The organism is Bradyrhizobium iriomotense (assembly GCF_018130765.1).
Taxonomy (GTDB): domain Bacteria; phylum Pseudomonadota; class Alphaproteobacteria; order Rhizobiales; family Xanthobacteraceae; genus Bradyrhizobium; species Bradyrhizobium iriomotense_A.
In genome coordinates this window covers 1-5,495 of the sequence record NZ_JAFCJZ010000049.1, presented here as the reverse complement: position 1 = coordinate 5,495, position 5,495 = coordinate 1, and the positions used below count along the sequence as shown (strand labels likewise).

The window sequence follows — 5,495 nt, the reverse complement described above, 5'->3', positions numbered from 1 at the left end:
GTTACCCATGTCGCCGGTCTAGACTGTTACCCATGTAGCCGGTCAGGACCTCTCTTACCCTCTCCCCCTGTGGGAGAAGGTGGCGCGAAGCGCCGGATGAGGGGTTCTATCCGCTCGCGAAACTGTTCGTGAGGAGAGAGACCCCTCACCCGTCTCGCCGCGTTGCGGCGAGCCACCCTCTCCCACAAGGGGAGAGGGTAAGGCGCCCGTGTGGTTAACCGCTCCCCAACGGCCTTCGCAGCTGCCGCATGGTGCGTCCACGTCTCGTTTACGAGACCGCGCCTATCGTTCTTCCCAAAGTCTACCGAAGGGGGAATGACCATGGGGTATCGCACCCGGCCTACGGCCGCGCAGCAATTCGCGCCCGCCGATCTTTTGCGGGGAATTCTCGTCGTCTCGTCGTTCGGGTTCTGGGCGGTGGTGCTCGGCCTGATGCCGGTGCTGCTGTTTCGGGTCTGGCTCGCCTGAGGCGGCGAGGCGCGCGGATGGTTAAACGGCCGTAGCAAATGCGCTCAAAATGCAAGCGGGCCTGCAAGCCGGAATTTTAAAACATCCCGCGTAGCGTGACGCCCATAAGCGAAGAAATCGCAGGGGCGTTTTGTGAATAGTCATAATGAAATGGCGTCGCATTTCGGCGCCGGACAGCAGCACCTGTCCACCGAAGAAAGCTTCACCACCGAGGACATTCTCTGGGCCGTCGGCATCTGGTCGGTGATCCTGACCCTGTCGCCGGTCATCGTGTTCTACATGCTGATGGTGGCGTAACTTCATCATCACCCAGAAACGCAAAACGCGCGGACCTTCCCGCGCGTTTTCCGTCCGGGGAATGATTTGTGAAAAATTACGCCGCCTGCCTGTGCATTGCGCCGGATGCCGACGCCGTGCCGCGAATGGCCTTGACCGAACGCTCGATCGCCGCCCACAGCCTTGCAATTTCCTGAGCCGCACGGCTCTCGGCCTGATACTCGCGCGCGCCTTCGCCGTGGCTGAGTGCCATCAACAAATCCGAACGATTGGTGATCTGACCGCCCCACACCGGAGCGCGGAATTTCGCCAGCGCCTCGCGGGCGATGGTGACGATCGGGCTCTCGGCTTCGTCGCGCTTGGCCGGAGCACCGTTGAGCACGACCGCGTAGGGCTTGCGCGCCGCGCGGCACATCTGGATGGTTTCCTGCACCGCGTTGACGTCGAACACGCCGGGACGGGCGGGGATGACCACCATGGTGGCATTCTTGATGGCGTCGTCGACGACGGCCGAGAGGTTCGGCGGCGTGTCGATCAACACCCATTCATAACCGTCGCGCTTGGCAGCGGAGACGATGCCGCTGACCGAGTTCACGGCGGCCTTGATCGGCGGCTCGTTGGTGCCGCGCAGCTTGTGCCACAGCGTCAGCGAGCCCTGTGGATCCGCGTCCACGAGCATCACCTGCTTGCTCGCCTTGATCTGCGCGGCGAGATGTGCAGCCAGGGTACTCTTGCCCGAGCCGCCTTTACGCGATGCAAAAACAATAACGTTCATACCCTTGGCCTCCAGATTGACCCCAGGCCGCGAAAATGAATCACCGCGCTGATTCGTGAAAGAAAAATTTACCGGGAGTTGCGTCGCCGCCACGAAATAACAAGGCGTGTTGGCTTTTGAGTCACACTGCTGCACGCGACGCGACACAAACCGCAATGAATCGCGCTTGAAGCGAGCATATGTGCGTTTTTTGAGCAGCGCGGCGGCAAAACGGAATGCAACCTTGCCGCGCAAACCGTTTCGCGACTCTTTTCCATCGCATGTGCCGGTAATCGCCGCAGGTCTGCGCGCGACAGCCGCGAACAAAACGAGTCCGGCGCTGTCGCAAGGCTGACGCCGCAATCATCTGGTTCGAGGATCGAAGGACATCGCCGGACATGCAAATGCCCGGGGCATCGATCATGACGAGGCGCCCGGGCATCAGCAGGTTTCAAAGACCGAACGCGTGCGGCGCGTTCAGCCCTCGTCGGTTTTCTTCTTCTTGTTGCTCGCCTTCGCCGCCGGCTTGGCGCTCTTCTTCGCGGTCGATGCACTCTTGGACGCAGCCTTGGGCGCGATGTTGGTCGGCCGGCCGGCGCGGGCCTCGCCGGGCTCGGGGCCTTGGCGGAAGAACACCTTGCACTGCGGCGACAGCTGCGCCTTCTTCTGGATCATGCATGCGGTGATGGCATCGACGTTCGGAACGAACTCGCCGCACAGCCGCATCGCATCCGGCGTGCAGGCCTGCTGCTGCTCCGGCGTGTAGGCAAAGCCTGCACCCGGCTGGACCAGCACGGCCAGGGCGACCCCGGCGATGGCAGCAAGAACGGATTTCCCAGAGTGAAGCGCCGGCATCGATCCCCCCAAATGTCTGATCGAGGCGGAGTGTGGGTGAACCGCGGTTCGTTGGCAACCGAGGGCCAAGGCGAAAGCTCGGACGTGTGCGGTCTCGGCAACAGGGCGGGGACGTGATTGGGGCGAACCGACGGCGCTGCGGGCTTGCTCCGCCTCTCCCGCTTGCGGGAGAGGCCGACGCGCCCCGGGCGATGCGAAGCATCGTCCCGAGCGCGGCGGGTGAGGGCTCTCGCCACCCAGGGACGTCCTCCGCAATCCCTGACAATCCCGACGCGGAAACACCCCCACCCCAACCCTCCCCCGCAAGCGGGAGAGGGAGCGCACCTGCCCGTGGCGTCACCTGCACAGCTAACCCCCTGGCAGAACTGGCGAGATCGGTTTCCGGCCTCCTCAAAACAAAAACTGCGAAAACAACCCCATGCACAGTAGCCGGGCCTTGATCCATTTACGGATTTTACGAAGCCGCTTTGACTCGTCGGGCAAAACAGGGGCATAATGGCAGCATCGAAAATTGCGTGGGGTGGTCGGCCGATCCCCGTGAGGTTGAGGGGCGCGCATGGCCACCATCTTGATCGTCGCACCGGTGTTCGCCCTGATCGCGGCGGGCTATGCCGCGGTGCTGTTTCGCTTCGTCTCCGATACCGCGCACAAGGGCATCTCCGAATTCGCCTTCAGCATCGCGATCCCTACCCTGCTGTTCCGCACCATCGTCGTGTCGGAATTCCCCGATGTCAGCCCCTGGCGCATGTGGGGCAGCTATTACGGCGCGCTCGCACTCACCTGGATTGCGGCGCTGATGCTCTCGGCCCTGTTGCGCGCGCGGCGCGAGGACCGCGAGGACGGCGTCGTGTTCGCGATCGGCTCGGTCTACGGCAACATCGTGATGCTCGGCATTCCGCTGGTGCTCTCGGCGCTCGGCAGCGAGGGCGCTGGACCCATGGCGCTGATCCTGTCGGTGAACACGCCGCTGCTCTGGCTCTGCGGCATCCTGCAGATGGAGCTCGTCAGCCGCAAGCGGACCGGCTCGCCTTTGTCGATCATCTGGCCGGTGCTCGCCGATCTCTCACGCAACCCCTTGATGCTGGGTATCGGTTTCGGCGTGGTCTGGCGCTTCACCGGCCTCGGTCTCAATCCCGTCGTCGACCGGACGATCGAGCTGCTGGCGCAGGCGGGCTCGCCGGCCGCATTGATCGCGCTCGGCATCAATTTGTTCCGCTTCGAGGTGAAGGGCGAGAAGCTCAGCATCCTCGTGCTGTGCGCGCTCAAGCTGATGGCGATGCCGGCGGCCGCGTTCGTGCTGGCGAAGCTGCTGGGCCTGCCGCCGAATGCTGCCGGCGTGATCGTGCTGTTCGCAGCGATGCCGACTGGCGCCAACGCCTACATCTTCGCGGTCCAGTATCAGCGGCTGGTGAACCCGGTGTCGGGCGCGGTGGCGCTGGGCACGCTGCTATCGGCGGCGACGTTGCCGGTGGTGGTGATGATCGTGGCGGGGGTAAGGTAGACGCGCCGACAGAAACTCAACTGTTCGGCTTACGGTCTTCGGCACCACCAATCGAAGGCACAAAAGCAGCCCCCGATATCGACGCGATGGGCCAAATCCGGACATTCTTAGCACGACAACCAGCTTCATCGGCATCGCACGACTGGTTCGGCACGGCGATGCGATTTAGACTCTCCAGCATCCGCTGCGGCCGGCAATTGCACCCCGTTCGCCGCGGTGAGCGCCAGGATTGCGTGTGTCCCTTTGCTCAGGCAGCGAAGATGAAGCGTGTACCCGTGTAGGAGCGCAGGAGCTTGTTCGGCATCTCTGCCTTTGCCAGTTCGTAGAACGGCTCACCACTACAGTGCAGTGGAATGACGTAGTCGATGTCGATACCCTTCAGTGCTGTGATCGTGTCGCGCACATAGTCCTCCTTGTAGGGCGCGAGGTGGAACCCGCCGATCACCGCATGAACCTTGCTGATACCTGAAGCCGCTTGGGCTTGTTTGATTGCGTTGATGACCCCGCGATGGCTGCAAGACGTCAACACGATCAACCCGCGGCCTTTTAGATTGAATGCGGTGGCGATCTCGTGCCGGAACTGGTCCGGGACGACAGCCTTCGTCCGTTCGTCCTCCGGAAGCTTATCCGCATAGCATCCAATGCCGTGGTCCACGCCGATCTTCATCGCGCTGGGCGACAGCAGCTTCTCAAAGCTCGTTTGGCCGATGTGCCCCGTGGTGAAGCCGTGATCGGCGACCAGTGCCGGCCCTTCTGCATAGGTCACCGCAACATTGGCACCTTCCAGTGCCTTGCGATCCAAGGCTCCGAAGTCGCCGCGCACCGGCGGAGCCGTCCATTCGCGGGAGCAGAATGCGTCCTCGCCGCCGATGTAAATCGGCAGCTTGGCTTTGAGCTTGCCGCTGTTTTGTTTAAGGAAGCCGGCGAGACCGCCAAAATGATCGTAGTGACCGTGGCTCAAGACAAGAGCATCAAGCGCGGCCGGATCGATGCCTACGAGATTGGCGTTGTTGACCAGCGCGTCCGGTGTGAAGCCGAAATCGACCAGGACATGTCGTGTTTCGTCGCCGCGCCGCGACTCGACGTGCATCGACAGTCCGAACTCACTGATCAACGTCTTACCCGGCGGCTTGCCGGCGCCGATGCCCCAGCCGAAGTGTTCAATCTCAACATCGGAAACCTTCCGGCTCGGCGCGACAGCGAATTGGTAGCTGTCGACGAGCACGCGCACTGCTACACGATCGATCTCCGGAACCTTACCGGCGACCGCTTCTGCGCGTACCGGCTTCCCGCTACCGATCAGCGCCGCCACGACGGCGCTAAACAAGGCAGCACCGCCGCCGCATACCACATCGCGTCGATGTATTGCGTTGCATTGGCAAATGAACATGATCAAATCCTCCCTTTCCGTGGCCTTTGCTGCCGCAAGGCATCACGCGGAAATGCACTCCAGGGCGGAGGCGCTGGGATGCCGAACACACCAGGGTCTGGCAGCCCGCACACCGGGGATTAGACGCATCCTATCCCGTGCGGGATAGCGTGGCTAATCATATTGGTCCGGTTCGGGTCTTGGTCGTGTAAAAACGTCTTGGAGGAGATCGTCTCTGAGAGCCAAATGCGTGGGGCTCAGGCCGCGATCGC

At 62.5% G+C, this 5,495-nt stretch carries 6 protein-coding genes; 3 read left to right on the top strand and 3 right to left on the bottom strand.

Annotated elements, in window-relative coordinates:
- Positions 1–321 precede the first annotated feature (321 nt).
- Together JQ635_RS38810 and JQ635_RS38805 are read left to right on the top strand one after the other, a co-directional pair.
- Positions 322–468 (top strand): hypothetical protein, encoded by a 147-nt coding sequence (locus tag JQ635_RS38810; RefSeq protein WP_211415024.1) that lies wholly within the window; start codon positions 322–324, stop codon positions 466–468.
- Between the two features lie 150 nt (positions 469–618).
- The gene (locus JQ635_RS38805) at positions 619–765 is read left to right on the top strand and encodes a hypothetical protein (protein ID WP_211415023.1); all 147 of its coding nucleotides are present in this window, start codon (positions 619–621) and stop codon (positions 763–765) included.
- Between the two features lie 76 nt (positions 766–841).
- On the opposite strand, the gene JQ635_RS38800 is transcribed toward JQ635_RS38805, so the two are convergent.
- Positions 842–1,519: a ParA family protein gene (locus JQ635_RS38800; RefSeq protein WP_194482852.1), complete on the bottom strand. Its 678-nt coding sequence runs from the start codon at positions 1,517–1,519 to the stop codon at positions 842–844.
- A gap of 456 nt (positions 1,520–1,975) precedes the next feature.
- The gene (locus JQ635_RS38795; protein WP_211415022.1) at positions 1,976–2,353 is read right to left on the bottom strand and encodes a hypothetical protein; all 378 of its coding nucleotides are present in this window, start codon (positions 2,351–2,353) and stop codon (positions 1,976–1,978) included.
- A 556-nt stretch (positions 2,354–2,909) separates the two neighbouring features.
- Here JQ635_RS38795 and JQ635_RS38790 point away from each other — a divergent pair.
- Positions 2,910–3,854 (top strand): AEC family transporter, encoded by a 945-nt coding sequence (locus JQ635_RS38790; RefSeq protein WP_211415021.1) that lies wholly within the window; start codon positions 2,910–2,912, stop codon positions 3,852–3,854.
- Positions 3,855–4,101: 247 nt separating this feature from the next.
- Here the strand turns inward: JQ635_RS38790 and JQ635_RS38785 are convergent, their stop codons facing one another.
- Positions 4,102–5,244 (bottom strand): MBL fold metallo-hydrolase, encoded by a 1,143-nt coding sequence (locus JQ635_RS38785; RefSeq protein ID WP_211415025.1) that lies wholly within the window; start codon positions 5,242–5,244, stop codon positions 4,102–4,104.
- Positions 5,245–5,495: the final 251 nt, after the last annotated feature.